Origin of the sequence: Aequorivita aquimaris (assembly GCF_001573155.1) — a bacterium.
In the GTDB taxonomy this organism is placed as follows: domain Bacteria; phylum Bacteroidota; class Bacteroidia; order Flavobacteriales; family Flavobacteriaceae; genus Aequorivita; species Aequorivita aquimaris.
The window spans coordinates 72,052-97,499 of sequence record NZ_JRWG01000007.1 but is presented as its reverse complement, the minus strand read 5'-3'; the positions used below and the strand labels follow the sequence as shown (position 1 = coordinate 97,499).

The following is a 25,448-nucleotide window of genomic DNA, read 5'->3' as shown; positions in this document are numbered from 1 at the left end:
AACATAAGACAATAAAAAATACTAATAGCCATTATTAAAACGGAATTGGTTCCCTCTATCAAGAGCCTGTCCCGAGCTTAACTAGGGAGGATTAGGGGGATGTTTAGTAGGTTGTGGAAAATAACTATTGACACCATCCAAAAGCGACAACCACAAACAAACAACCGACAACAGAACAAAAATAAAATTAAGAAACCCACTTTGTGCCCTTTGTGATACTCTTTGTGCTCTTTGTGGTTAAAAACCGACAACTGCGAACAGACAACCGCCAACCGAAATGAAACTCGCCATCATCTCCCATACCGAACATTACAAAAGGCCTGACGGAGCAGTCGTAGGTTGGGGGCCCACTATTAGCGAGCTAAACCATCTGGCACAGGATTTTGAGGAAATATATCACATCGCTTTTTTACATGTCGGTCCGCCGCCGCCAAGTTCTCTGCCTTATACGGCACCAAATATAAAATTTGTTCCCCTAAAACCGGTTGGCGGAAAGGGGATGGGCAATAAGTTAAAAATTGTACAGCATATTCCGCAAATAATAGCCACGGTAAAAAAAACATTGCGGCAAGTGGATGTCTTCCAATTGCGGACGCCCACGGGCATCGGTGTTTTTTTGATTCCGTATCTCACGCTTTTCAGCAGTAAAAAAGGCTGGTACAAATACGCTGGTAACTGGAATCAAGATAATCCTCCATTGGGTTATGCACTACAACGTTGGATGCTAAAAAACCAAAATAGAAAGGTAACTATCAACGGTCGCTGGCCAAAACAACCCAAACACTGCTTGACTTTTGAAAATCCGTGTCTTACAGAAAAAGAGCGGGAGGAAGGCTTTCAAATAACAAATACCAAATCCTTTTCTCCGCCCTTTACTTTTTGTTTTGTAGGCAGGCTGGAAGATGCCAAAGGCGTACAACGAATTATCGATGCCTTTGGGGCCTTGGAAAATCTGGAACAAATAAAAACCATTCACTTGATTGGGGATGGGGCGAAGATGACCCATTATAAAAAGCAATGTATCGACCTTGGCCTTCCTGTTGAATTCCACGGATTTTTGGAACGGAAGGAGGTTTTTGGGATTTATAAGGAATCGCATTTTATTTTATTGCCCAGTGATTCTGAGGGATTTCCAAAGGTCATCGCGGAGGGAATGAATTTTGGCTGTATTCCTATAGTGTCTGATGTTTCCAGTATTGGGCAATATGTCTGTGATGACAATGGATTCCTACTAGATTCTATTAGCGAGCTCCGGTTGCGGGAAGTGTTACAGGAAGCATTCTCAAAAAAAACCGAGGAATTAACAAAAATGGCATCAGATTGCTATCTTGTGGCCTCCAATTTTACCTTTGGCTTGTATAGAAAAAGAATACTGGAGGAAATTATTAATTCCCATAGTAACAATAAAATTAATTGAGAGCTATTACGTCGAGCATATTCTCTAATATTAGACCATTCAGAGCTATAATCTTTCATATTTTGATTGGTTTTTTGGCCTATGTAAACCGTTCTTTAATGCTTGTCTATCTTGCGGCTGTCTTCGTATATTTTATTTTTCAGATACTGACAAAGAAAAATAAATTAGACTATGTACTTCTTGCTGCTGCATATATGACTGGTGCTGAAGTGTTTCTCAGAATGACTAAAGCCTTTATATTTTATGAGACAGGAAAATATGCGGTTATATTTTTTATGTTGCTCGGAATTATATATTTGGGTTTTAAAAAAAATGCACTTCCCTTTATAATTTATTTATTGCTCTTATTACCTGCGGTATTTGTATCGCTTGAAGCCATTAATTATACTGCGAATTTTAGAACTACGGTTTTATTCAATTTAAGTGGTCCACTGTGTTTAGCTGTTGCAGCCATTTTTTGTTATGGTAGAACCATTGAATTCCGAAAGTTTTTAAATGTTCTTGACTATATAGTTTATCCTATAATTGCTATGGTCATTTATATTACTTTATATACACCGAATATTCAAGACGTTGTTACGGGAACCGCTTCAAATGCAGCACTATCAGGAGGGTATGGACCCAATCAGGTAGCTACGGTATTGGGGTTGGGGGTGTTTATCCTCTTTACACGTTTATTGATCCCTTATAAAAACCTCTTGGTGCAAGGGACGATGATGTTTTTCATGATTTTGATGGCTTACCGGGCACTGCTTACCTTTTCACGTGGGGGAGTACTGGTTTCCTTAATATTGTGCCTGGCTTTTATTTTTATAATTTATTTCAGTACAGGTTTAAAAACCAAAGCTAAAATTTCCGTGAAAGTACTTGCTATTATTGGAGTTGCTCTTTTGGTATGGGGTTATACCATTATTCAAACTGGAGGTTTAATTGGAAATCGATATGCTAATGAAGATGCTTTAGGTAGGGAAAAAGAGGATGTTACTACTGGCCGTGTAGATTTATTGGCAGTAGAGATTGATGCTTTTAAGGAAAATCCTTTTTTCGGTATAGGAATAGGGCAGGGCAAGTTTCAATTTAGGGAAGAAATGGGAATCACGTCTGCCTCCCACAATGAAATCTCCCGAATGCTTTCGGAACATGGTGTATTCGGCATTTTAGCAGTATTAGTATTAATTTTTGCCCCTATGGTTACAAAATTGAATGGTCGGAAAAATATTTATTTTTACCCTTTCCTTATTTTTTGGTTTCTTACTATTATTACAACTTCCATGCGAATAGCTGCCCCAGCCTTTATATATGCCTTATGTTTGTTGAATATAGATTATGCGCCCAAGAAAAAATCTACTCTACATAGGAAATAAACTGGCGGTCCACGGCAAGAACCCTACGGCCATCGATGAACTTTCAACTAAATTGGAAGCAGAAGGATATGCAGTTATAACAGCATCTTCAAAACAAGATAAAATCTTTCGATTGCTGGATATGGTGTTTACAACTGTTCAAAATAGGAATCGAGTTGAACTAGTTTTGATTGACACCTACAGTACCCAAAACTTTTATTTTGCAGTTATTATAGCCGCCTTATGCCGCTTTTTCAAACTCCCTTATATCCCAATATTGCATGGCGGCAACCTTCCAAGCCGTTTAAAAAATAGGAAACGTCTTAGCAAAACCCTTTTTGGAAAAGCCTTGACCAATGTAGCCCCATCAAAGTATATGATGCGACAATTTCAAACTGCCGGCTTTCAGAATATAACATACATACCCAATACCCTCGAAATTAAAAAATATCCGTTTCAGCTTAGGAAGTCCATAACCCCCAAGCTATTGTGGGTGCGTTCCTTTTCAGAAATATACAACCCTTTGCTCGCTTTAGAAACTGTAGAAATACTTAAAAAGAAAGGGATGGATGTTTCCCTCTGTATGGTGGGCCCCGACAAGGACGGTTCCCTGCAGCGCTGCAAAAAAATTGCGGCGGAACTGCAGCTGCCCATTACCTTTACCGGAATGTTGAAGAAAAAGGAATGGATAGCGCTGTCAAAGGATTTTGACATTTTTATAAATACAACCAATTTCGACAATATGCCCCTAAGCGTAATGGAAGCGATGGCTTTGGGAATGCCCGTAGTTTCTACAAATGTGGGCGGCTTGCCTTTTTTGATTGAAAATAATGTGAACGGCCTTTTAATCCCTCCAAACAATCCGGGGGCTTTTGTAAACGCTATCGAGGCCATTTGCTCAAATGATGTAATGGCACGGGAGCTGGCAAAAAATGCCCGCCTCCAAACGGAAGGGTTTGATTGGGAAAAAGTAAAACAGCGTTGGATAAAACTTTTGAACGATTGAAATTTAAGTAAATTTGAAAATTGGTGGTAGTAGTTAGTTTGAAAGATTATGAGGTTCTATTTACAAACTTCATTCAGTTTTAACCACTAAGAACACTAAGAAGACACAAAGTTCACAGAGATTCTTTGCGTTCTTTGTGGAAAACTTTGTGACCTTTGTGGTTAAATAAATATCATCAAAAACAGAAATTAGATATCGCAGAAACAAAGACGAAATGCAAAACCCTTAAACCACACACCTCATACCTCATACCTCATACCAACACCTGAAACCTGAAACCAGAAACAAGAAACCAGAAACAAGAAACAAGAAACAAGAAACAGCAAACCCCAAACCCCAAACAACAAACAAAAAACCCCAACCCCAATGCCCAAAACCAGCATCCACTTTGATATCTCAGAAAGAAAGATACTCCTTCGTATCCTGGATATAGTATGTGTGCTGTTGTTGCTTTATTTGGTGGGGATAGTTTTTAATTTTGATTATTTCAAAATAAATTCCGAACATTGGGTGTGGTCTATCGTTCTGGCTATCTACCTAACAATTTTTGCAACAATTTTTGAACTTTACAATCTTCAGAAAGCCAGTAAGTTTGATGTGGTGGTAAAAAACGTAATCATCACTTCTTCGGTAACAGTGCTTTTTTACCTGCTCACTCCTTTTTATACGCCCATGCTGCCTTCCAACCGTTTGCAGATAGTCTATTTCTTTTTGGCTATTAACGTTGCAATGCTGGCGTGGCGTTATGCATACATCATCCTTATTTCCGCTCCACGTTTCTACAAACGCGTACTGCTTATTGCCCATGCCAGCGATGTGGAAGCTATAGTGGCCTCCCTCCAAAAATCCGATCCTAATTATCGTGTTATCGGCTATTTTAATACGGGGCCAAATGACGGAACTATCATTAATGCCCTGGAAATTGACTCCATCACAATTGCCGATATTTCCTTGCTTACACAAGAAATGACCATTTCTGAAATAGTTGTGGGTACACCGCTTTCAGAAGGTATGACAGTGGAATTGAACAATCAGCTAATAAAATTACTGGAAAATGGAATCCCCATTCGGGAGTATACGCAGGTTTACGAAGAATTGACACACCGTATTCCGGTGCAGCACGTAGAGAAGGATTTCTATCGCTATTTCCCTTTTAGCCGTAGCAATCAAAACAAACTTTACCTTTTTTTCAATAGAATCTTGGATTTGTTTTTTTCGATTTTGGGCCTAACCTTCGGCATCATTTTGCTTCCTTTTTTATTGATAGGAAATTTGTGTGCAAATCGCGGCCCCTTGTTTTATAGCCAAACCAGAGTGGGGAAGAATGGCAATCATTTCAAAATATACAAATTGCGCAGTATGGTAAAAAATGCCGAAAAGAATGGCGCCCAGTTCGCGTTGGCAAAAGATACGCGGGTTACAAAGTTCGGTAGGTTTTTAAGGAAATCCCGTTTTGATGAAATCCCCCAATTCATTAACGTTATTAAGGGTGAAATGAGTGTTATTGGCCCCCGTCCCGAACGTCCGGAGTTTGTGGAAGGCCTAATAGAAAAAATACCCTTTTACGAAGTAAGGCACCTGGTTAAACCGGGAGTAACAGGCTGGGCACAGGTAAATGCCAAATACGGCTCTACCGAAGAGGACTCCCTTGAAAAACTGCAGTACGATCTTTATTATATTAAACACAGAAGCCTCTTTCTGGATGTTACTATCATTATCAAAACCCTAAGTACGATTATTTTCTTTAGGGGACAGTAATTAGCATGTTTTCAGTTATTCTGATACGGTTATTCGTTATCCGTTATTAGCAATTTTTTGATTGTATTACGTCTCACCAATTCACGATTCAAGTTTCTAGACTCCAAATCACACATTAAGATTCACATTATATTTTAGTATAAAGTGTATATATAGCGTATTTATAGTATATATATAGTATGTTTATAGTATATATAAAGCGTATTTTACTTAATAAAACCTCAGTACATACTCAATAAACCGCCACCTCACACTTTCCCTGTCTTTATCATTAAAGCTACAATGTTGAGTTTTTTAAAAGCTTCTTACAAACACAATCAAGCTCCCTCCCTTTGAAGGGAGGGCCGGGGAGGGATGTTCTTCAACCGGATACATATAAACTCCGCCCAATACCACCCCCTCCCTTTGAAGGGAGGGCCGGGGAGGGATGTTCTTCAACTGGATACATATAAATTCCGCCCAATACCACCCCCTCCCTTCAAAGGGAGGGCCGGGGAGGGATGTTCTTCAACCGAATAGCTATAAACTCCGCCCAATACTACCCCCTCCCTTTGAAGGGAGGGCCGGGGAGGGATGTTCTTCAACCGGATACCTACTCCATCCAGTACCACCCCCTCCCTTCGAAGGGAGGGCTGGGGAGGGATGTCATTCCTTCTTCCCAATAAAATAAATCAAATAAACATAACGCACCGCCAATGCAATTAATAGGGGTAACAAACCAATTGCAAATACCTGTACTCCGGTAATCCAATGGATTGCCAAAAGAATTAAAAGAAGTAATAATAACAAAGCGTATCTTTTAAATTTCGGAGAAACCTTCTTTTTTGCGATTGCCCAAAACACCAAAATTGAAATAGGAAACGCCCACAAAAGGTTGTAATTGTTTGCAGTTGCGGTATGGTCTGTCGCAAACCAAAGTAATAAAAGGAAGATGCCGATAAGCCCTGTAAAAAAGAATATAGTAGTGTCAAGATATCGGCTTCGGCAACTATTTTTATAATTGCGATATGTTAAAAATATTATCAATAAACCCAATAATCCCAATGTAAAAATCGGACTTAAAAAGAAATTATTTGCAGTGGGTTGAGGTGAATTTTCAAAAAGAACTTTTGTGTTTTTTACCAATGGCTCAGTCTCTCCGTCCCGGTGTATGAAGGCATTGGCGGCGCCCTTAAAAACATAATCTGGCAAAAACTGGTATTCTATGGGTTTTGCATTCCTGTCAATTACAGCGCCCAAAGCAATGTCTATGCCCAAACTTCCCCAGCTATTAGCTTTAAGGTTTTGCTGAATGAGTTCCCGAAATGTATAGGTTTCTGTTATATGATCATCCTTAAATTCCAGTTTATTGCCCAATACCTCTTGTGTCACGTCACGAATCTTGGTAGCGCAATTGTCAAAAAAGAAATCGTATTTATATTTTTTGTTTTCGGGCTTGGCGTTGTTCCAAAGAAAATCGGAAACCGCCTGTTTTTCCGCTTGACTAAGATTAAGGGTCTGTTCCTTTATCCAGCGGTTTTGGGCTACATAGCTATTGTAAAAAGATTCGTAATAACTTACCCCTAATTGATAGAGCAGTTTGCCTTGTGCGAATTTTAGATAAAAGTTGGGAGTGTCAAAGTCGTAAACCCCATAATTGAAAACCACATCCTGCCCTGTGGCGGGATCGTTTATTCTAAAAGCGCTATGCCCAAACTTGTCGTAAAGCTCAGCACCTGGGCCAATGGTCAAAATACTTATTTCTGAAGCTTCAGAAAGTGGAACAAACTGTGCCTTCGCGGAAACAGTGGTAAACAAAAGAAGGAGAATGAAGTATTTTTTTGCCACGAATTAAATTATTTTTTTCAAAAACTTATTTTCCGATTCCGATTCCGATTCCGATTCCGATTCCGATTCCGATTCCGATTCCGATTTCGATTTCGATTTCCTTTCCGATTTCCCTACCTAAAAATCTCCCAATCCAATTTCAACGAAAAAACATTGGAATACAAAGCTGCACTTTGGTCGCCAATATCAGTCAACGCATAATCCACTTGAATGCCTTTGTACCTAAAGCCAACGCCTATGTTGGGTTGAAAACCCACGGAATCACTCCCGTCCAGCTGTTTTATATTCTGAAAATTTCCAACCCCACCACGCACATAAACCATATCGATATATGCAAATTCAAGTCCTAAAGAAGGTGTTATACTTGCGAAAGAAGTAGAAATTACATCATTGGTCTCAGCAAAACGAAAATTGAGATCTACTTCCGCCAATAGTGAAAAATCATAGCGATAAACAAATTTACGCGCCATTCCTAGTTGAAGTTTTGGAATGGTAATCTCGGTAGTTTCGGGCAATTCTTGATTCTGTCCTTCCACTGCTCCCTGTATTTCAGCAAACTTTTCTTCGTCTATGCTCCAGGCATTGAAGGTAGTGGTAATATCGCGGGCCATGACCCCAAACATCCATTTGTCGGTTCGGAATTGTATGGCTGCATCCAGACCGAAACCCCAAGACGAGGCGAAATCGCCAATTACCCTTCGGATTACCTTGGCGTTTACCCCGTAGTTCAATCCGTCTAACGGCAGCCGCCGTGCATAGGAAAAGGTAACGCCGTAATCGGCGGTAGAAAATTTACTGATGCGGTCGTAATAGATGTTCCCTTCGTCGTCTATAAGCTGGGTGGTGTTCAAAATATCATCTACCCCAAAACGGATGACCGATAGCCCAACGGCACTTCTATCGTCCAAAGGCATTGCAAAGGCCGCATAATCATAATTTGCAATATTCGCAAAATAGGAAGCGTGCATCAATGAAATCTGCTTGTCTTCAAGATTCACCAAGCCTGCAGGGTTCCAATACCCAGAATTTACATCTCCAGAGGAAGCCACCACCGCGTTGCTCATCCCGAATGCTGCGGCATCTACACCAATATTCATAAATTCATTGGAATATTTACGTACGGTCTGGGCTCCCAGCGTAGCCGAAACAAGGAATAAAAGGAGCAGTAATTTCTCTTTCAAGTTTTAAAAAATTTTGGACAAATATGGCACTATTTTACAGAATACTAAACTTTAAATTTTTGTACATATTGTGTTTGAATGCCTTTGGACGGAAATACTTTGTTATTTTTACACATAATCTTAATAGATATTATAAAATCCACTCCTATTAGGCTCCTCCCCTTTGAAGGGGAGGCTGGAAGGGGATGTTTTGCCTAAATCATAAATTCCAAATTGCGCTATAAAGAATATGAATATATCAAAACAAATTCCAAACATCATTACCTCCCTAAACATCCTTTGTGGATGTGTTGCCATTCTCTTCGCCATTTCGGGCGATCTTATAACGGCTTCCTTTTTTGTTTTTCTCGGAATTTTCTTCGACTTCTTTGACGGGCTGGCCGCGCGTTTGTTGAAAGCGCAAAGTGAAGTTGGCCTTCAGCTCGATTCTTTGGCAGATGTTATTACAAGTGGCGTAGCACCGGGAATTGTAATGTATCAGATGCTGAATTTGTCTTATTTTCATCAAATGCAGACGCTCACCGAAACATTTTCATTGGATGGATGGAATGTAAGTTTTAAAAATTATCTGCCGCTTATTGGTTTGTTAATTGTTGTTGCCTCAGCCTACCGCTTGGCAAAATTCAACGTAGATACCCGGCAAACTTCGGGTTTTATCGGTTTGCCAACACCTGCAAATGCTTTATTGATATTAAGCTTACCGCTAATTTTACAGTTTCAATATTCTGAACTGGCAGAAAGTATAATTCTGAATAACTGGTTTTTAATTGGCTTAACGCTTCTCAGCTGCATACTTTTAAATGCCGAAATTCCCCTTTTCGCCCTAAAATTCAAAACTTGGGATTTTAAGACCAATGCCATCCGCTATATATTTTTGATTCTTTGTGTGTTGCTTTTGGTACTGCTGAAGTTTTTGGCGATACCGTTTATAATTCTACTTTATATATTGCTTTCGTTTTTTTGGAAAAACACTGCGTTATAAAGTCTTCAGTAATGTACAAATGTTTTTCTAATTAAAGGGATAAAAGCATTTCTCAGAATTACTACAATCCAAAACAAAATTATTCGTGAATTCGTGGTAAAAAATTAAAACTCCAATTTCTTCTTCCGAAGCTCAAAATTCTGCCCCAGATATACCTTCCGCACCATTTCGTCTGCGGCCAGTTCTTCCGGTACTCCGTGTTTTAGGATGCTTCCCTCAAACATCAAGTAGGTTCTGTCGGTAATGGCCAATGTTTCCTGTACGTTGTGGTCGGTTATAAGAATCCCGATATTTTTGTTTTTTAGCTGGGCCACGATGCGCTGGATATCCTCCACTGCAACTGGATCAACTCCCGCGAAGGGTTCATCGAGAAGAATAAAATGCGGGTCGGTGGCAAGGGCACGTGCAATTTCGGTTCTACGTCTTTCCCCACCGCTCAAAAGATCGCCACGGTTTTTGCGGATGTGGCCCAAACCAAATTCCTCAATAAGCGATTCCATTTTGGCGCGCTGCTCTTTTTTGGAAAGTTTCGTAAGCTGCAAAACGCTCAAAATATTGTCCTCAACGCTAAGTTTCCTAAAAACCGAAGCTTCCTGTGCCAAATAGCCAATACCGTTCTGTGCGCGTTTGTACATAGGATATTTGGTGATTTCGGTGCCTTCCAAATAAATATTGCCGCCGTTGGGTTTTATCAATCCCACAATCATATAAAAGGAAGTGGTTTTGCCCGCCCCATTCGGTCCAAGCAAACCCACGATTTCTCCTTGGTTTACTTCCACGGTGATGCCCTTAACGACCTTTCGGCCTTTATAGGATTTCATTAAGTTTTCGGCTTTTAGCTTCATTCTAATATTTCTTTTAAACTTGGCATACTATATAATTTTACCACAGAGGCACAAAGGCCACAGAGCTTAAAGTACGCCATTTATAATTCTTTTTAGACCGTCAATAACCTTTATTTCGTTAAAGTTGATCAAGAGTCCGAGTTTTAAATCTTTCAATTTTAAATAGGTCAATATTTGGGCAGTATGTATTGGAGCCAATGCATCAACTGATTTTATTTCAATAATAACCTTGATTCTCCACAATCATATCAATACGATAGCCGGCATTAAGTTTAACGTCTTTATAGATTACAGACAGTGGAACTTGTTGCTTTACTTCCAATCCCATTAATTTTAATTCGTGACCTAAGCAAATTTCGTAAGTGCTTTCTAACAAACCAGGCCCTAATTGTTTATGAACCTCAATACTCGCACCTATTATTTTTGAAGAAATTTCGTTTTCGGTCATTATTTAATTTCTTTCTTTGTGCCCTCTGTGCCTTTGTGGTTAAAATATTTTGAGCTTATAAGGTAAAGCTAGCAATTATTATTTTGCTTCCAAAGCTTCCCAATATTCAAAAGCCCTACGCAGATGGGGAATTACAATTGTTCCGCCAATTAAAAGTGAAATGCTCATCCCTTCCACCACTTCTTCCTTGGTCAAGCCCAGTTTGTGGCACTCTTCCAAATGGTAACGGACGCAATCATCGCAACGAAGCACCAACGAATTTCCCAAGCCCAGCAATTCCTTTGTTTTCTTCGGAAGCACTCCTTCCATATAGGCGTTGGTATCCAGATTAAAGATGCGTTTGATGATTTTATTATTGTCATCAAGCATTTTCTCGTTCATCTTTGCGCGATAGGCATTAAATTCTTCTACAATATTTTCTTTCATAATTTTTATTTTTTCAAAAGCCAAAAGCCTAAATATTACCCTCTTTTTTCCTTCTTCTTTCCTCTCTTTTCTGATTCCTGATTACAATTCTTGAAATATAGATACTCACTTCATAAAGAATAAGTATCGGGATGGCTACAATTATTTGGCTTACAATATCCGGTGGGGTGATTACTGCTGAAAGAATTAAAACGATAATTAAAGCAAATTTGCGGTATTTCCGAAGGATTTCAGGGGTAACCAATCCAATTTTTGTAAGGATGTACATAATGATTGGCAATTCAAAAACAATTCCGCAGGCCAATACTGAAGTACGCACCAATGAAATATAGCTGTCCAAATCAAAATCGTTGAAAACTTCCTTGCTCACTTGATAATTGCCCAAAAAGTTGATGGATAGCGGAGTGATAAGATAATACCCAAACAATACGCCCAAAAAGAAAAGTATAGACGCAATAACGATAAAACCACGGCTGCTCTTGCGTTCTTTTTCTTTTAGTCCCGGACTTATAAATCGCCAAAATTCATATAGTATATATGGGAAAGCTATAATGATTCCTGCATAAATGGAAGTCCACATATGTGCGGAAAACTGCCCGGCCATTGTTCTGCTTTGAATACGGAATGGCATTTCCTGAAAACAGAAGGTGTCCATTCCCAGCGAGCGCGAAATATTACAGAACATTCTATAGGTTGGAAAATCGGGACGCTTGGGTCCGAAAATAAGGGTGTCAAAAATAAAGTCCTTGAAAATAAATGCCAGCAATGCCAGAACCACCACTGCAATGGTGGAACGTATAAGGTGCCAGCGCAGTTCTTCCAAGTGGTCCAAAAAGGACATTTCTTTTTCTGGGGAACCTATTTTCTTCATTATATAATTCCCTCTTTGGTGAGATTGTGGATATGTACCACGCCACTGTATTTGCCTTTATCTTCTGCAAGAATCTGGGTAATACCGTATTTGTCCATCATTTCCATTGCCTCTACTGCCATAGCGTTGTTGGCTATTTTTTTTGGATTATGGGTCATAATATCTTTTGCGGTTAAACCTGCAAAATTATCGGTTTTGGTTAACATGCGCCGCAAATCGCCGTCGGTAATAATACCAATAATTTCATCATTTTCCACAACGGCAGTTACACCTAGCATTTTTTCAGAAATTTCTACAATCACCTTTTTTACATCGGTATCGGGACTTACCTGTGGCTTTTCATTTAGCGACGTAAGGTTGCTTACACGCAAATATAATTTTTTACCCAAGGAACCGCCTGGATGGAACTTTGCAAAATCCTTGCTCGAAAACCCGCGGAGATCCAATAGGCACATTGCCAAGGCATCACCAATAACCAATTGTGCGGTAGTACTGGTGGTGGGCGCAAGGTTATTTGGGCAGGCTTCTTTTTCAACGTAGGCATTTAAGACAAAATCAGCTTGCTGTCCCAAAAAGGATTCTCCGTTGCCTGTAATGGCAATTAATTTATTATCAATAGCCTTTATTAACGGTACAAGCACTTTTATTTCAGGGGTGTTTCCGCTTTTTGAAATGCAGATTACGGTATCGTTTTGTTGAATCGTTCCTAAATCGCCGTGGATGGCATCTGCAGCGTGCATAAAGATTGCGGGAGTTCCGGTAGAATTTAATGTAGCGACAATTTTAGTGGCGATATTGGCGCTCTTGCCTATTCCGGTAACAATCACCCGACCTTTGGAATTGTATATATAGTCAACCGCTCCGGCAAACTCATCGTTCACCAAATGGGCCAGATTTGCAATAGCTTTACTTTCAGTTTCTATGGTGTTTTTCGCTACGGAAATGATTCTCTCTTGTTTGTTCAAAATATTAATGCTTTTGAATGTTTGTAACTGTTTCAGAAATTAGTATATTTAGAATAGAATTTAACACAATTCAGAAATCTTAATATAGAAACCTTTTCTTTTAAGATGCAGTCAACTTAATACGGTTGCAAAATTACAATTGTTAATCTGTAAAACAATGTATTGTTGGCTAAAACTGAAGTATCCCTAAAAACCCAAGCAGCGTGGCAGAATTTGATATTTACGCAGCCCTGAAAAAATATTTTGGATTTACAAGATTTAAAGGCTTGCAGGAGGAAGTGGTCAAAAGCATCCTCAATGGCCATAATACCTTTGTGGTCATGCCTACAGGCGGAGGAAAATCGCTTTGTTACCAGCTTCCGGCACTTATGCAGGATGGTACAGCTATAGTAGTTTCCCCACTTATCGCACTTATGAAAAACCAAGTGGACGCACTGCGTTCCCTTTCTTCCGAAGAGGGCATAGCACACGTATTAAATTCTTCCCTCAATAAAACCGAGGTAAAAAGAGTGAAAAACGACATTGCCAACGGAGTAACTAAGTTACTTTACGTTGCACCCGAATCATTGACAAAAGAAGAATATGTAGATTTTCTGCAAACCCAGAAAATTTCCTTTATGGCAATTGATGAAGCCCATTGTATCAGCGAATGGGGTCACGATTTTAGGCCGGAATACCGAAATCTTAAAAGCATTATCCAGCGTATTGGCAGTGATATTCCTATTATCGGCCTTACCGCTACGGCAACACCCAAAGTGCAGGAAGATATATTAAAAAATCTCAATATGCAGGATGCTAATACCTTTAAAGCATCTTTTAACCGTCCAAATCTTTATTACGAAATACGGCCCAAAACCAAAAATGTTGATTCAGACATTATTCGTTTTGTAAAACAGAACGAAGGCAAGAGTGGTATTATATATTGCCTAAGCAGAAAAAGAGTAGAGGAGTTGGCACAAACACTACAGGTTAATGGCATAAAAGCTGTACCCTATCACGCTGGCCTTGATGGGAAAACCCGCGTAAAACATCAGGATATGTTCTTGATGGAAGATGTAGATGTGGTGGTTGCGACAATCGCTTTTGGAATGGGGATTGACAAACCGGATGTTCGTTTCGTTATTCATAATGATATTCCTAAAAGTATTGAAAGCTACTATCAAGAAACTGGACGTGCGGGACGCGACGGTGGTGAAGGACACTGTCTTGCATTCTATAGTTATAAAGATATAGAGAAACTTGAAAAGTTCATGAGCGGAAAGCCCGTTGCCGAACAGGAAATAGGCCACGCTCTTTTGCAAGAAGTGGTAGCTTTTGCCGAAACCTCCATTTCCCGCAGAAAATTCATCCTTCATTATTTCGGGGAAGAATTTGATAATGAAACGGGGGAGGGTGGTATGATGGACGACAATATGCGCCATCCCAAAAAGAAGCACGAAGCAAAGGAGGATGCCAAACAACTTTTGGAAGTGGTTTCAAAAACCAACGAACAATATAAAAGCAAGGAAATAGTACATGTTTTGGTGGGCAAAGTAAATGCGCTCATAAAATCCCACAGAACCGATGCCCAGGAATACTTTGGCTCTGGTGCAAAGCATGACAGCGCCTATTGGATGGCATTGCTGCGTCAGTTATTGGTAGCTGGATATCTGAAAAAAGATATTGAAACCTATGGTGTAATTCATCTAACGGATGAAGGAAAGAAATTTATAAAATCTCCCACTTCCTTTATGATGACGGAAGACCATTCATTTAAGGATGCCAATGACGATGTGATTGTTGGAGCCAAAAGAGGAGGCGATGCTGCAGATGAAAACCTTTTCAAGCTTTTAAAGGCCGAATTAAAAAAAGTAGCACACGACTTGGATCTACCGCCATTTGTAATTTTCCAGGAACCATCCTTGGAGGACATGGCGCTTAAATACCCCGTAACTATGGAAGAACTTTCCAATGTTCACGGAGTAGGGGAAGGAAAAGCCAAAAAATACGGCAAACCGTTTTTAACGCTTATCCAAAATTATGTGGAGGAAAACGACATTATACGCCCCGAGGATTTTGTTGTAAAATCAACGGGCAGTAATAGTTCCCTCAAACTATATATAATTCAGAATGTGGACCGCAAGCTTGCCTTGCCAGATATAGCAAACGCCAAAGGTCTTGAAATGCCAGAGTTTATTAAAGAAATGGAAGCCATAGTGTACAGCGGTACCAAGCTGAATATAGATTATTGGATTGACGAGGTGCTTGATGAAGACCAACAGGAGGAAATTCATGAATATTTCTTAGAAGCAAAAACTGATAAAATTGAAGAAGCCCTCGAAGAATTTGACGGCGACTATGATGAAGAGGAACTGCGGCTGTACCGTATTAAGTTTATTAGTGAGGTTGGAAATTAACCGAACGTAGAGACGCACGGCCGTGCGTCTCTACGATTTCTGTTCCTTGTTGAAATAAACCAAATAATAATACATCTGCTTTTCCTCGTCCCAACCTTTTTCAACAAATTTTTCCGCACTTTCCGGATTGATGAAATCCAGCTTTATCTGAATATTGGTGTCGAGATTGATAACGTTTTTAATTTTTTTACGCGCAGCGGTTACTGCGGTATTGGCAATAGGGAAGGTTGTTAGGTCCTCGATGCTGTACTTGGGGGCCTTTTCGCTTTTGTAATGACGGAATTCCGGCATCAAATCGGGATTGTCTATCACCTCGTTCATAAAGGCCGTTTCCTCAAATTGGTCATTTTTCGCAAAATGGTTCACGGCGCGGTTCATAAACATAACCTCCTGTTTTTTATCTTCGGCAGGAAGGACCACGTCCTTTGCAAAATCCTGGCAGAACTTTAAATATTTTTTGGTGTAGAAATTATCATCTGCAAGGGCTTCCACGCCCAAAAAGCTTTCCAGCCAATAACGCGCGTCATAACGGTTGCTATCTACGGAGAGAATTTTATAACCCTCCTCTTTTTTTGAATTGAAAATAATGCAGCCCTTGTCCAATTTGTTCAAGCTAACCCCATGCTGCAGCATGGCTTCCAACTGGTTTCCCTCTTCGGCAAACTGAAGAAAATCCTGTTTCAGTTCACTTTTAAAAATACCGATGGCATCCATTTTTATATTGTCCAATTGTACATTTTCAAGATAGGCCACATACACCTCGCCGCTTTTAATATGCGGATGTTCGGACTGGTTGTATAAATAGGTAGCTATTTTTCGGCTCTCTTCGTGAATGTTGTCGGGATTGTCAAAAATCTTGGTGGCACTGTTATAAAGCTCGTGAAATTCCAAATCTGCCTCGTGGGAAAACTTAAAATAGTTTTCCTCCTTCTCACGAAATGGTTTTAGGAAAAATTCTTTCAGCAATGGCGTTATCTCATCGTCCATTTTATACGGACTTTCCGAAAGAAAAATTGCTTCATTCCTACTTTTATTACCCACTCGGTGGATGGAAAGGGAGGCAATGTGGGTATTGAAAAGGTTGATCATTGGGGTTAGGAGTTAAGGGTTAGGCGTTAAGCGTTAAGGTTTAAGCGTTGGGTAATTTCCTCTACTTTTTCGAAACTGAAAACTGAGACTGCGACTGATCACTGAACCTAATTCCAGTTTTCGTCAAAATCAAGATTGTCGTAATCTTCCGGATCTAGGTCAAATTCCTCATCGAAATCTTCTTCGCCTTCTATGGGTTCTGAAGTAAATTCCTTTTCGGGTGCTTCTTCGGGGATTTGTCCGTGGGAGTACATCAAGTTCGGGTAAATCTGTCCAGCTTCGGCCTCGGCAATATCGGCAAGTTCCACCATAAATGTCCACATATTCAGAAAGTCGTAAACATATAAAAGCCGCGTGTTTTCCTTATCTACCACGGTCTCTAAACTGGTTTCACCCATAACACGGATGCTTCCGGGTTCGTCGCTCACGTCAAAAAGCGGTATTTCCTCGTCTTCTTCCCAGAATTCATTGGTGGTGTAAAACGAAGCCATTTCCTGCCCATCAAACCCAAAGGCCTGGGTGATGGCGTTGTGAAAATCTTCCAAAGTATTTGAAGCTTCTATTTCGATGTCGCGGAAAACGTCTTCGTGGGTGTCGAGGATAATTCTGAAACGGTAAATCATTTTCTTAATTTCTTAGGGTTGCAAAGGTATCAAAAAGTACGCGGTTTTTGGTGGTAGTTTTTAGTTTTGACTTTATATTTATTTCGAAAACCGATGTAGCACAAAGGTCATTCCGGCCAAAAGGAAAAAAGCCGTTACTTGGTGCAAAACGCCCAGAACCACAGGTACTTGGAGGATTAGGGTAAACACGCCCAAAATAAATTGCACCAAAATCAATATCATAAGCAAATTGACTCCGTTTTTTTGCGGGACGGTAAGCTGCAATTTTCGGGCTTTGAACCAAATATAGAAAATAACTGCCACCACCACATAGGCCATATAGCGGTGCACAAACTGAACGCCGCTCTTTCCTTCCACAAAGTTTCGCCATAACGGAACCTGTTCGGTGTAAACGGTTTCGTGGATCAACTTGCCCTCGTTCATCAAAGGCCAATGGTTGTGAATCCAGCCCGCGTCGAGCCCGGCCACAAAGGCGCCCCAGATAATTTGGATCAACAATACGGCCATTCCCACCCGAATGATATTCCGGAAATGTCCGTTGATTTCCTTTTTCACGGGATACCATAGATCCAGCGCAACCCATAAGGTGTAAGCAAATGTTATAAACGCGGTAGTGAGGTGCATGGCAAGCCGATAATGGCTCACGCTGGGCCGGTCCACCAGGCCGCTTTTCACCATATACCAGCCCAGAAATCCTTGGAATCCACCCAAGAAAAGCAGAATCAAGGCTTTTTTTATTGTGGGTTTGGTAAGCTGTTTTTTAATAAGAAAATAGAGGAAGGGGATAATAAACACAATACCCAGCAACCTGCCCAACACCCGGTGGATATATTCCCAGAAATAAATATCCTTAAAATCCTCCAGATCGAAGTGATTGTGCAGCTTCTGATACTCGGGGAATTGCTTATAATGCTCAAACTCGGCTATCCATTCGGCTTCGTTTAATGGCGGAATGGTGCCGGAAATTAACTTATAACTGGAAATTGAAAGGCCCGAATGGGTCAGGCGCGTAATTCCGCCTACTACTACCATTACAAAAATCAGGAAACATCCCGTTAACAGCCAGTAGATTACTTTTTTATTGTCTTTCTTTGCCACTAATTCTCGAATTATTTTTTAATACTGATATTCTTTTTACTACAAAGTTCGTCGTGATTATTTTTGACCACGAATACTCGAATTGTTTTTTATATCAATTTGCACGCGACGAATCGCGAACCTACACCTGAAAACTGCAACTGCGACTGTCAACTATTTAATCGCCTTTAATCCAATTTCAGTTCCTTTTTTCAACATAAATTCCCGTGCCGCTCCGTATTCATTCGGAATTTCCCCTTCAAGAATTGCTTCCTTTATCGCGTCTTTTATGATGCCAATTTCCCGAGAAGGTTTTAGATTAAAAGTCTCCATAATTTCCTCGCCGGTAACGGGCGGTTGAAAATTCCTGACGTGGTCACGTTCTTCAACTTCCACAATTTTATCGCGTACCAACTGAAAATTGGCGTGGTATTTTTTAAACTTCTTGGGATTTTTTGTGGTAATATCGGCTTCGCAAAGTGTCATTAAATCTTCCACATTTTCGCCAGCGTCAAAAATCAAACGGCGCACGGCACTGTCCGTTACTTCCTCGTCGGCAAGCCCGATGGGGCGGGAGCTCATCAAAACCATTTTTTGAACAAACTTCATTTTATCGTTCAAGGGCATTTTCAAGCGTTTGAAAAGCTTATAGACCATCTTTGCACCCACAAATTCGTGCGTATGAAACGTCCACCCCAATTTTTTATCAAAACGTTTCGTTGGCGCCTTGCCAATGTCGTGCAGTAATGCGGCCCAACGGAGCCAAAGGTCGTCCGTAGCTTTTGAAATATTGTCCACCACCTCCAGCGTATGCCAAAAATTGTCTTTATGCGTCTGTCCTTCCTTTTCGTCTATGCCCTGTAATGCTACCAATTCTGGTAAAATAAAGGGAAGCAACCTTGTCTTATGTAAAAGTGCAAATCCTTTGGAAGGCACATTGGCAAGTAGAATTTTGTTCAGTTCATCCACAATCCTTTCCTTGGAAATTATTTTTATGCGCTCGGCATTTCGGGTAATGGCTTCCAACGAATCCTTTTCAATAGTAAAATCCAACTGAGTCGCAAACCGAATGGCGCGGAGCATTCGCAGCGGATCGTCGCTATAGGTAATGTCTGGGTCGAGCGGGGTGCGGATTATTTTATTTTGAAGATCTTCAACACCGTTAAAGGGATCCAGCAATTCGCCGAAATTATCATCGGAAAGACTGAGAGCGAGTGCATTTATTGTAAAATCCCTTCGGTTTTGATCGTCTTCCAAGGTGCCATTTTCCACGGCGGGATTTCTACTTTCTACGGAATACGATTCCTTGCGTGCGCCAACAAATTCGAGCTCAATACCTCCGCTTTTTAGCATGGCCGTGCCATAGGTTTTAAAAACGGAAACTTTCGGTTTTCCCGGAAGCAATTTTGAAACTTCCTGCGCCAATTCAATACCACTTCCAACCGCAACTATATCAATATCCTTGGCTTCCCCGCGTTTTAAAAGGAAATCGCGTACGAAACCACCAATAACATAACTTTCCAAGTTTAAGTTTTTGGAAGCTTTTGAAATGGTTCTAAAAATTGGGTTTTTTAAAGCGGATATGTAGGATGGGTTTACCACGGATAATTTTTAAAAATTGATAGAGGAGGTTTTTACCACGAATGCACGAATGTTTTTATATGTTTAATGCGGTGAATTTTTACCACGAATAGACAAATTGTTTTTTAGTTCGCACGCGATAAATCGCGCGCCTACGATGGTTTAAAATCATTACTTATACTATATTTTTATTTGTGGATTCGTGGTGGATTTTTTTGCCACGAATGCACGAATGTTTTTATAGAACTATTCTTTTGTATTCTAAGCCTTCTCCTTTGAAATTAGCTAAAATGGCTAACTTGTTTTTTGAAACTTTCAAATAATTAATACATTGACCAAGATGCATATCTGTAAGTACTTCAACAGTTTTTACCTCTAAAATTATTTTATTAAAAACTACGAAATCAGCATAGAATTTATGTTTAAGTACAATGTCCTTATACGCCACTGAGAATTCTTTTTCTCTCTCGAAAGGGATATTTCGTTGGGTAAACTCATATTCCAAAGCGTCTTTATACACAATTTCCGATAAACCATTTCCCAAGCAATTAAATACCTCGTATAAACAACCAACAATGTCGTAACTTTCCTGTCTATAGATGATATTGTCAATGCCTAAGTAAACAAAACAACTACATAAATATTCGTGTATTCGTGGTAACCTTTTTATTGCCGAATTACCTTCACCGAACCATCATTTTTCAACTTAATAATAGCCGAAGGTTTTCCTGATTTTTTTTCGTGCTGCAAATTTACAACATAGTCCACGCCTTCCAAAATTAAAGGGTCTATTTCGGCGTAACTTTGTGGGGTTTTTTCCCCGGAAATATTTGCTGAGGTAGAAACCAAGGGTCTGCGAAATCGCTGTATCATTTTTTTGCAGAATTCATCCTTCGTTACACGAATGGCAAGCGAGTTATCTGCGGCAATAATATTTTCCGCCACTCGAATGGGGTCATCGTAAATAATTGTTGTGGGCTTTTTGGCGTATTTCAAAATATCGTATGCTACTTCCGGTACGTTTTCCACATATTCATTCAGCATTTTAAAATCGTGTACCAAACAAATCAGCGATTTCTCATCACTTCTTTGCTTCAGCTTAAAAACTTTGTCCACGGCATCGGGGTTGGTGGCATCGCAGCCAATTCCCCAAACGGTATCGGTGGGGTAAAGGATTAAGCCGCCTTTCTTTAAAACGGCGATGCAATTTTCAATTTCAGTCTTCATTTAAAAAAGTGATTTTTTGTTTCTGTTTTAACGATTGGGTTTGGTTGTTGCTTTTCAGAATAATGGGCAGCAGATACCATTTTTTCGGTTTGATTAAAATGGCGATTGTAAGATACATTCTAATGAGCAAATATTTTCCAAAGCCGTGATTTTTCCGAAGTACATACAAATACGAAATATAACTTTCCCTGTTCATCACTTTGGAAGTGCCCGTGCTCACGCCCTGATGGTGCAGGATTTGCGCTTCGGGCACCAGCCAACTTTCATAACCAAGTTTTTTTAGGCGGTGGCAAAGGTCCATTTCTTCCCAATACAGAAAAATGTTGGTGTCAAAACCGCCCACCGCTGCAAATGCCTTGCTATCAAAAAATAGAAATGCGCCATTTATCCAGTTTGCTTGTACTGGTTGGGAATATTCCTTTTTACGTTTTGGATATAATTCTGGATTGTTTTTTTCGAGAAAACTTCTTCCAAAAAGCAATCTTCGCAGGCCCTTGTTATGGTCAAATGACGGCACGAAATTGTTGTTTTCGTCAAAATTCTGCGCCGTTGAAACGCCTACCTTTGGATTTGCTTTCATAAATCTGAGCAAAATGCTCAAACAGTCGTTCAGCAACATGGCATCGTTGTTCAGAAAAAGCAGATAATCTGCATTCGCGAATTGCGCGCCGAACATATTCCCGCCGCCAAAACCCGTATTGATAATGCTTCGGTGTAAAGAAACGTGTGGTTTTATCGGAAAATTATCTCTTAAAATTTTATATTCCGAAGCCGTTGAATTGTTATCCACCACAATTATTTGATAGCTGATACCTTCCGAAGTCTTTTCAATTACAGTGTTTATGCACTCCAAAGTATATTTTGAAGAGTTGTAATTGACAATGATAATGGCTACATCCATCAAATTAATTTTAATCGGGAAACTTTTTTGACTGCTTTTGGCAAAGATACAATTACTGTCCGTGGGAGTTTGTCCAAAGTTTTAATAAAGTTGGTTAGAGCAAGCTTTTATAGACTTCAATATACTTTTCGGCCGTGGTTTTCCAATTGAAACTTTGGGCGCGCGCCGTGTACCAGTTTTCATAAAACGGTCTATTGTTGTTGAATTTTTCCATTCCCGCTTTTAGCGTTTGCGCCATATATTGGGGGTCGTAATGGTCCCAAAAGAAACTGTGCTCCCCGCCAATTTCGGGGAGCGAAGTGTTGTTTGAAAGAAAAACAGGTTTCCCAAAACGCATGGCTTCAATGGGAGGAATGCCGAAACCTTCACGATGCGATGGAAAAACAAAGGCTTCGCAATTTTGAAGGTAGTATTGTTTTTCCAAATCGGCTATTTTCCCAGTTTGAAATACCCTGTTTTCAAAACCGTACTGTTTCACTTTTTCAGTAAGCTTTTCGGCGTAACTTGAACTATTACTTCCCGCCAGGACCAAATTATATTCGGGCAGAAAACGCAACATTTCCACCAGGCTCATAAAGTTTTTGCGTTCGCTGAAATCGCCAATCGAAAAAAGATAGGGTTTTGGCGACAAAAGCGAAGGTTTATAATCCTTCGGAAGTGTGATTTCGGTAATTGTATTGCCGTTGTAAATTACGTATTCCGGAATGTTGGGGACTTCAAAATGTGCGTGCGTATCCTGTTTTGCAAACTCTGAAATATAGGCGATGGCGCTGCTGCGCTTCAGTTTTTCGTTGAATTGTTTTTTCAGTTTTTTCTGCAATTCCACAGAGCCTTCGGTTACAAAATGCACGTCGTGAACCGTCAATAAATACGGAATGTTGAAGAAAGGTTCAATCTTTATATTTTGATTTAAACAATGCCAAAGATTGTATTTTTTCTTTATTCGAAAAGGCTTGTGGCGCGTTAACGAATTGTATTTTCGATATTTAAATGTGTCGCCAAATTCTTCTTTCAGTTCTGAAATATTTTTCGCATTCAAAACTATTTCAAAATCGTTCTGCGGCAAGGCTGCCAACGCTTTTATGAAATGGTAATTAAACTGCCCAAAGCCCGAATAACGGTTTTTTAAATTATGCGATTCTAAAAAAACTTGTTTCAAAGTAGCGATTTAAGATTAGTCAATTTTTCGGTATAAAAGCCAAAGGTTGACGTACCGTTTAAACACTGAAAAGGCGCTTACGTAGGCGAGAATGAAACCTTCTTTTCCGTCTAAAATACCCAATCCAAAAATAAACTGGTTCCAAAATCTATAAAACGGACGGAACAGAAAATGGTAATAATTTGGTTTCTTCCCTTTTTTATAGAGCATTCGGGCCTGTAGCGCACTGTATTGGTGCATTTTTGCGGTGTAATCGTCAAACGATTTATAGGTGTGGTGCGGCAGGCTGCTTTTTAAATTTTCAGTTTTGCCGTCGGCTTCCAAGGTTTCGTGGACTAAATTTGCATTGTATCGGCAATGGTTTTTGTTAAAAAAACGAATGATATAATCATTCTGCAAACCGCTGTATTTAATGCGTTTTCCCATAAAATAGAAATCGCGTTTTACAAAATAGGCAACGGCTTTTGGGTTTTTGAACTTTTCAACGATTTCATTTGCAAGCTCGGGGGTTACTTCTTCGTCCAAATCAAAAAAAGTGACCCAGTCGTTCTTCGCTTTTGAAATAGCGAAATTTTTCTGTGCCGAAAAATTGTCGAAGGTTCGTTGATAAACCGTCACTTTTTCGTGTTTCGAAGCCAAAGCCACCGTATCATCGCTACTAAAGGAATCCACAATCACAATTTCGTCCGCAAACCAAAGGCTCTTTAAATAGCCTTCAATATTGTGGGCCTCGTTGAGCGTGATGGCAAGGGCGGTGATTTTTACAGGGTTTTCCAAAAACGGCTTGTAGTTTGCGTAAAAGTAATAATTTTACGGGTATAAAATTGAAAACCGTTATGGCGAAACTTCCTATTTTAATGTACCACCACGTTACGGCTGAAAAGGGTGAAGGTTTGACCATTTCCGTAGAAAAGCTTGAAAAGCAGTTTAAACATTTGGCTGAAAACGGCTATAAAACCTACCATTTTCGGGAGTTAGACAAGTTGAAGACGCTGCCAAAAGGCAAAAACATCGTTATTACTTTTGACGATGGCTATGTGAGCCAAATGGAACTGGCGCTTCCGTTACTGAAGAAATACAAACTGAAAGCCACCTTTTTCGTGCCTTTAGATTTTTTGGGAAAAACTGACAGTTGGAACACTTCTTCTTTGCAAATTATGACTTTGGAACAGTTGAAAAGTCTCGATCCAAAAATTGTGGAACTCGGTTTTCATTCCTTTTACCATAAAAAATATACGGAACTTTCCAATGCCGAAATTGAAGCCGATACCCGCCGTTGCCTGGAATTCGTTTCAGAAAATGAATTGAATTTTTCGCCCGTTTTGGCCTATCCGTACGGCAAATTCCCAAAGGAAAAAAAGCTGAATGAAATCTTTAAGAAAATACTTTCACAAAACGGCATTGAATACGGGCTGCGCATCGGCAATAGAACAAATACGTTTCCCTTTAAAAAACCTTTTGAAATTCAGCGGATTGACGTAAAAGGAGAATTTTCAATGTTAAAGTTTCGACAGAAAATTCGGTTTGGGAAGCTATTTTAAAAGTTATTTCATTCCTTTTTGAAGTAACATCAACTTCACATATCTTTCAAAAACGCCATAGGCATTAACGGCTGCAACTGTCATTCCGGGCACTCCGTCGAGGAACCCACCTTTTAAGATAAAAGAACGAAAAAAGCGATAGCTGGGCTTAAAAAAAAGAGCGAACCACGTTACTTTTTTTCCTTTGTCAGACTGTTGTTGCGCCTGAAACCACGCGTATGATTCCTTTTTTACAATATAATTCTCCAAACCCTTATAGGTAAAATGGAGCATTTTGTTTTTCAATTTCCCGATACTGCCTTTGCAGATAAGTTTTTCATGAACACTACCGGAATATTCAGCGCCTTCCCGTTTTACCAATCGAAGCACATCATCACTGTGATGGTAGAGAAAACGGTTCATATAAAAATGCGGAAAATTTATCTTGTACCCGCCGTGTTTGGGGTTTTGGAGGGTTGCTTTTATTTCGGCTTCCAAGGAATGGGTTACGCGTTCATCGGCGTCCAAAAATAGCACCCAATCGCCAGTGGCTTCTTTTAAAGCGAAGTTTTTTTGGTTTGAAAAATTATCGAACTTTCGCTGAAGAAATTTGGTGGCGTATTTCTTTGCTATTTCAGGGGTTTTGTCTGTGCTGAAAGAATCTATCACAATAATTTCATCGGCGAAAGCTACTGAAAACAGGGCATCTTGTATGTATGCTTCTTCGTTGAAAGTCGGGATGATTACAGAAAGTCTCGCCATTGAAGCAAAATTAGTAAATAACTTTATCTTTGGAGCTTAAAGCA

General features: G+C 39.8%; 25 protein-coding genes. 7 read left to right on the top strand and 18 right to left on the bottom strand.

Annotation, left to right across the window (positions count from 1 at the left end):
• The first annotated feature begins 277 nt into the window (after positions 1–277).
• The 4 genes from LS48_RS11745 (at position 278) to LS48_RS11730 (ending at position 5,524) form a co-directional block, all read left to right on the top strand.
• Positions 278–1,417 carry a glycosyltransferase family 4 protein gene (locus LS48_RS11745; protein WP_062622708.1) on the top strand — a complete coding sequence of 380 codons (1,140 nt, stop codon included), beginning with the start codon at positions 278–280 and terminating at the stop codon, positions 1,415–1,417.
• Positions 1,418–1,515: 98 nt separating this feature from the next.
• Positions 1,516–2,781, top strand: coding sequence for an O-antigen ligase family protein (locus LS48_RS11740; RefSeq protein WP_131807722.1), 1,266 nt, complete (start codon positions 1,516–1,518; stop codon positions 2,779–2,781).
• Positions 2,744–3,766 (top strand): glycosyltransferase family 4 protein, encoded by a 1,023-nt coding sequence (locus LS48_RS11735; RefSeq protein WP_062622707.1) that lies wholly within the window; start codon positions 2,744–2,746, stop codon positions 3,764–3,766. The genes LS48_RS11740 and LS48_RS11735 overlap by 38 nt, the downstream gene beginning before the upstream one ends.
• A 366-nt stretch (positions 3,767–4,132) precedes the next feature.
• Positions 4,133–5,524: a sugar transferase gene (locus LS48_RS11730; protein ID WP_062622706.1), complete on the top strand. Its 1,392-nt coding sequence runs from the start codon at positions 4,133–4,135 to the stop codon at positions 5,522–5,524.
• Positions 5,525–6,169: 645 nt separating this feature from the next.
• Here the strand turns inward: LS48_RS11730 and LS48_RS11725 are convergent.
• Complete coding sequence (locus tag LS48_RS11725; RefSeq protein WP_062622705.1) at positions 6,170–7,351, bottom strand: lipoprotein N-acyltransferase Lnb domain-containing protein; 1,182 nt, start codon at positions 7,349–7,351, stop codon at positions 6,170–6,172.
• Between the two features lie 113 nt (positions 7,352–7,464).
• Positions 7,465–8,532, bottom strand: coding sequence for a putative type IX sorting system protein PorV2 (locus LS48_RS11720; protein WP_062622704.1), 1,068 nt, complete (start codon positions 8,530–8,532; stop codon positions 7,465–7,467).
• A 229-nt stretch (positions 8,533–8,761) separates the two neighbouring features.
• On the opposite strand from LS48_RS11720, the gene LS48_RS11715 reads away from it, so the two are divergent.
• Positions 8,762–9,514 (top strand): CDP-alcohol phosphatidyltransferase family protein, encoded by a 753-nt coding sequence (locus tag LS48_RS11715; RefSeq protein WP_062622703.1) that lies wholly within the window; start codon positions 8,762–8,764, stop codon positions 9,512–9,514.
• A 104-nt stretch (positions 9,515–9,618) separates the two neighbouring features.
• Here LS48_RS11715 and lptB read toward each other — a convergent pair whose 3' ends face one another.
• The 6 genes from lptB to LS48_RS11690 form a co-directional block, all read right to left on the bottom strand.
• Positions 9,619–10,359 (bottom strand): LPS export ABC transporter ATP-binding protein, encoded by a 741-nt coding sequence (lptB, locus tag LS48_RS11710; protein ID WP_062622702.1) that lies wholly within the window; start codon positions 10,357–10,359, stop codon positions 9,619–9,621.
• Positions 10,360–10,425: 66 nt separating this feature from the next.
• The gene (locus LS48_RS15675) at positions 10,426–10,530 is read right to left on the bottom strand and encodes a GxxExxY protein (RefSeq protein ID WP_317038843.1); all 105 of its coding nucleotides are present in this window, start codon (positions 10,528–10,530) and stop codon (positions 10,426–10,428) included.
• Positions 10,531–10,576: 46 nt separating this feature from the next.
• Positions 10,577–10,807, bottom strand: coding sequence for a GxxExxY protein (locus LS48_RS15670; protein ID WP_317038841.1), 231 nt, complete (start codon positions 10,805–10,807; stop codon positions 10,577–10,579).
• A gap of 78 nt (positions 10,808–10,885) precedes the next feature.
• A complete protein-coding gene (locus LS48_RS11700) occupies positions 10,886–11,233 on the bottom strand; it encodes a carboxymuconolactone decarboxylase family protein (RefSeq protein ID WP_062622701.1) in 348 nt (115 codons plus the stop codon).
• A 28-nt stretch (positions 11,234–11,261) separates the two neighbouring features.
• Positions 11,262–12,104 carry a twin-arginine translocase subunit TatC gene (gene tatC / locus LS48_RS11695; RefSeq protein ID WP_062622700.1) on the bottom strand — a complete coding sequence of 281 codons (843 nt, stop codon included), beginning with the start codon at positions 12,102–12,104 and terminating at the stop codon, positions 11,262–11,264.
• Positions 12,104–13,069, bottom strand: coding sequence for a KpsF/GutQ family sugar-phosphate isomerase (locus LS48_RS11690; RefSeq protein WP_062622699.1), 966 nt, complete (start codon positions 13,067–13,069; stop codon positions 12,104–12,106). Before LS48_RS11690 ends, tatC begins: the two co-directional genes overlap by 1 nt.
• 203 nt (positions 13,070–13,272) lie before the next feature.
• On the opposite strand from LS48_RS11690, the gene recQ reads away from it, so the two are divergent.
• Entirely contained in the window at positions 13,273–15,465 is a 2,193-nt protein-coding gene (gene recQ, locus LS48_RS11685) for a DNA helicase RecQ (RefSeq protein ID WP_062622698.1), read from the top strand.
• 30 nt (positions 15,466–15,495) lie between these two features.
• On the opposite strand, the gene LS48_RS11680 is transcribed toward recQ, so the two are convergent.
• The 9 genes from LS48_RS11680 to LS48_RS11640 form a co-directional block, all read right to left on the bottom strand.
• On the bottom strand, positions 15,496–16,554 hold the full coding sequence (locus LS48_RS11680; RefSeq protein WP_062622697.1) for a nucleoid-associated protein: 1,059 nt from the start codon (positions 16,552–16,554) through the stop codon (positions 15,496–15,498).
• Between the two features lie 107 nt (positions 16,555–16,661).
• On the bottom strand, positions 16,662–17,177 hold the full coding sequence (locus tag LS48_RS11675; RefSeq protein ID WP_045081493.1) for an IS1096 element passenger TnpR family protein: 516 nt from the start codon (positions 17,175–17,177) through the stop codon (positions 16,662–16,664).
• A 78-nt stretch (positions 17,178–17,255) separates the two neighbouring features.
• Positions 17,256–18,275 (bottom strand): COX15/CtaA family protein, encoded by a 1,020-nt coding sequence (locus LS48_RS11670; RefSeq protein WP_062622696.1) that lies wholly within the window; start codon positions 18,273–18,275, stop codon positions 17,256–17,258.
• Positions 18,276–18,428: 153 nt separating this feature from the next.
• Complete coding sequence (locus LS48_RS11665; protein ID WP_062622695.1) at positions 18,429–19,856, bottom strand: CCA tRNA nucleotidyltransferase; 1,428 nt, start codon at positions 19,854–19,856, stop codon at positions 18,429–18,431.
• Between the two features lie 217 nt (positions 19,857–20,073).
• Entirely contained in the window at positions 20,074–20,436 is a 363-nt protein-coding gene (locus LS48_RS11660; protein WP_317038842.1) for a GxxExxY protein, read from the bottom strand.
• Positions 20,437–20,501: 65 nt separating this feature from the next.
• Positions 20,502–21,062, bottom strand: coding sequence for an L-threonylcarbamoyladenylate synthase (locus LS48_RS11655; protein ID WP_062622694.1), 561 nt, complete (start codon positions 21,060–21,062; stop codon positions 20,502–20,504).
• On the bottom strand, positions 21,052–21,963 hold the full coding sequence (locus LS48_RS11650; protein WP_076692466.1) for a glycosyltransferase family 2 protein: 912 nt from the start codon (positions 21,961–21,963) through the stop codon (positions 21,052–21,054). Before LS48_RS11650 ends, LS48_RS11655 begins: the two co-directional genes overlap by 11 nt.
• Before the next feature lie 94 nt (positions 21,964–22,057).
• Complete coding sequence (locus tag LS48_RS11645) at positions 22,058–23,122, bottom strand: glycosyltransferase family 4 protein (RefSeq protein ID WP_062622692.1); 1,065 nt, start codon at positions 23,120–23,122, stop codon at positions 22,058–22,060.
• A gap of 15 nt (positions 23,123–23,137) precedes the next feature.
• On the bottom strand, positions 23,138–23,899 hold the full coding sequence (locus LS48_RS11640) for a glycosyltransferase family 2 protein (RefSeq protein WP_062622691.1): 762 nt from the start codon (positions 23,897–23,899) through the stop codon (positions 23,138–23,140).
• Positions 23,900–23,958: 59 nt separating this feature from the next.
• Here LS48_RS11640 and LS48_RS11635 point away from each other — a divergent pair, with 59 nt between their 5' ends.
• Positions 23,959–24,663: a polysaccharide deacetylase family protein gene (locus LS48_RS11635; protein ID WP_062622738.1), complete on the top strand. Its 705-nt coding sequence runs from the start codon at positions 23,959–23,961 to the stop codon at positions 24,661–24,663.
• Between the two features lie 3 nt (positions 24,664–24,666).
• Here LS48_RS11635 and LS48_RS11630 read toward each other — a convergent pair whose 3' ends face one another.
• Positions 24,667–25,404: a glycosyltransferase family 2 protein gene (locus LS48_RS11630; protein WP_062622690.1), complete on the bottom strand. Its 738-nt coding sequence runs from the start codon at positions 25,402–25,404 to the stop codon at positions 24,667–24,669.
• Positions 25,405–25,448 lie beyond the last annotated feature (44 nt).

Excerpts from the sequence above, each read along its gene's own strand:
- LS48_RS11655 (WP_062622694.1), bottom strand. The coding sequence starts at position 21,062 with ATGAAGACTGAAATTGAAAATTGCATCGCCGTTTTAAAGAAAGGCGGC.
- LS48_RS15670 (WP_317038841.1), bottom strand. The coding sequence starts at position 10,807 with ATGACCGAAAACGAAATTTCTTCAAAAATAATAGGTGCGAGTATTGAG.
- LS48_RS11745 (WP_062622708.1), top strand. The coding sequence starts at position 278 with ATGAAACTCGCCATCATCTCCCATACCGAACATTACAAAAGGCCTGAC.
- LS48_RS11735 (WP_062622707.1), top strand. The coding sequence starts at position 2,744 with ATGCGCCCAAGAAAAAATCTACTCTACATAGGAAATAAACTGGCGGTC.
- lptB (WP_062622702.1), bottom strand. The coding sequence starts at position 10,359 with ATGAAGCTAAAAGCCGAAAACTTAATGAAATCCTATAAAGGCCGAAAG.
- LS48_RS11680 (WP_062622697.1), bottom strand. The coding sequence starts at position 16,554 with ATGATCAACCTTTTCAATACCCACATTGCCTCCCTTTCCATCCACCGA.
- LS48_RS11740 (WP_131807722.1), top strand. The coding sequence starts at position 1,516 with ATGCTTGTCTATCTTGCGGCTGTCTTCGTATATTTTATTTTTCAGATA.
- LS48_RS11635 (WP_062622738.1), top strand. The coding sequence starts at position 23,959 with ATGGCGAAACTTCCTATTTTAATGTACCACCACGTTACGGCTGAAAAG.
- LS48_RS11630 (WP_062622690.1), bottom strand. The coding sequence starts at position 25,404 with ATGGCGAGACTTTCTGTAATCATCCCGACTTTCAACGAAGAAGCATAC.
- LS48_RS11675 (WP_045081493.1), bottom strand. The coding sequence starts at position 17,177 with ATGATTTACCGTTTCAGAATTATCCTCGACACCCACGAAGACGTTTTC.
- tatC (WP_062622700.1), bottom strand. The coding sequence starts at position 12,104 with ATGAAGAAAATAGGTTCCCCAGAAAAAGAAATGTCCTTTTTGGACCAC.
- LS48_RS11715 (WP_062622703.1), top strand. The coding sequence starts at position 8,762 with ATGAATATATCAAAACAAATTCCAAACATCATTACCTCCCTAAACATC.
- LS48_RS11650 (WP_076692466.1), bottom strand. The coding sequence starts at position 21,963 with ATGGATGTAGCCATTATCATTGTCAATTACAACTCTTCAAAATATACT.
- LS48_RS11730 (WP_062622706.1), top strand. The coding sequence starts at position 4,133 with ATGCCCAAAACCAGCATCCACTTTGATATCTCAGAAAGAAAGATACTC.
- LS48_RS11700 (WP_062622701.1), bottom strand. The coding sequence starts at position 11,233 with ATGAAAGAAAATATTGTAGAAGAATTTAATGCCTATCGCGCAAAGATG.